Origin of the sequence: Sphingomonas jejuensis, assembly GCF_011927695.1 — a bacterium.
GTDB lineage: Bacteria > Pseudomonadota > Alphaproteobacteria > Sphingomonadales > Sphingomonadaceae > Sphingomonas_K > Sphingomonas_K jejuensis.
Window position 1 is genome coordinate 1 of sequence record NZ_JAATJE010000010.1, and the last position, 1,052, is coordinate 1,052.

The following is a 1,052-nucleotide window of genomic DNA, read 5'->3' on the forward strand; positions in this document are numbered from 1 at the left end:
ATGTTCGGCAAGCAGACCGGCCTCCTGTTCGCCAGGGCCAGGGCCGCGCAGAAGCGCGGCATCGAGGCGACCACACGCGACGTGAACCGGCTCATGCGGCTGCTGGGCGCCACGGTCGGCGCACTCCGGGTCGCGCGCGAGGACGGGTTGGACGTCTGGGCGGCGCTCGACGACGGGGTGGGCTGGACGAGGCTTCTGGACGCCGAGAGCGAGGCGACCGCGATCGCCGACCTGACTCGCGACGAGCCGCTGATCCGCGCGGCGGGGCGCTACATGACGATGCGGCGCTACGCGCCCGCGTTTTTTGACGCGTTCCGGTTCAAGGCGGCAGGCTCGCGCGACGGCGTGCTCGGCGCGATCAAGGTCGTGCGCGCGCTGAACGCGACCGGGCGGCGAGACGTACCGGCCGATGCGCCCATGCCGTTTTCCAGAAAATGGAAGGCGGCGATCACCGAGGGCGGCGTCATCGACCGCCGTCGCTACGAAACCGCCACGGTCGCGACCGTGCGCGAGCGGCTCCAATCGGGCGACCTGTGGGTGGAGGGTACGCGCGAACACCTGCGCTTCGACAGCTATATGCTCCCGCCCGGCAAAGCGGCCGAGATCGCGCTCACGCTGCCGTTCGACACCGACGTCGGCCGCTACTTGGAGGGGCGCGCCAGGCTGCTCGACTGGCGGTTGCGCCGGTTCGCAGGCTCGCTGAAGCGCGGCACGCTCGACGGCGTGGAGCTGCGGGGCGGTAACCTCAGGGTCAGCCCGCTCGCGGCCGTAACGCCCGCTGCGGCCGACAGGCTGGACGCGGCCGTCGACCGGCTCATGCCCCGCGTGCGCATCACCGAGCTGCTCGCCGAGGTGGAAGCCCGCACCGGGTTCCTGTGCGCATTTCCGGAACTGCGCTCGGGCCGCGCCCACTCCAACCCGCAGGCCGTGCTCGCCGCGATCCTGGCAGACGCGACGAACCTCGGCATCGAGCGCATGGCCAACGCCAGCCAGGGCGTCACCTACGCCCAGCTCGCCTGGACGCATGGCTGGTACGTATCGGAAGAGAATTA

General features: G+C 71.0%; 1 protein-coding gene. It reads left to right on the forward strand.

The window, feature by feature from the left end:
- A partial coding sequence (locus GGR88_RS15005; RefSeq protein WP_167956470.1) for a Tn3 family transposase occupies positions 1–1,052 on the forward strand: 1,052 nt, incomplete at both ends.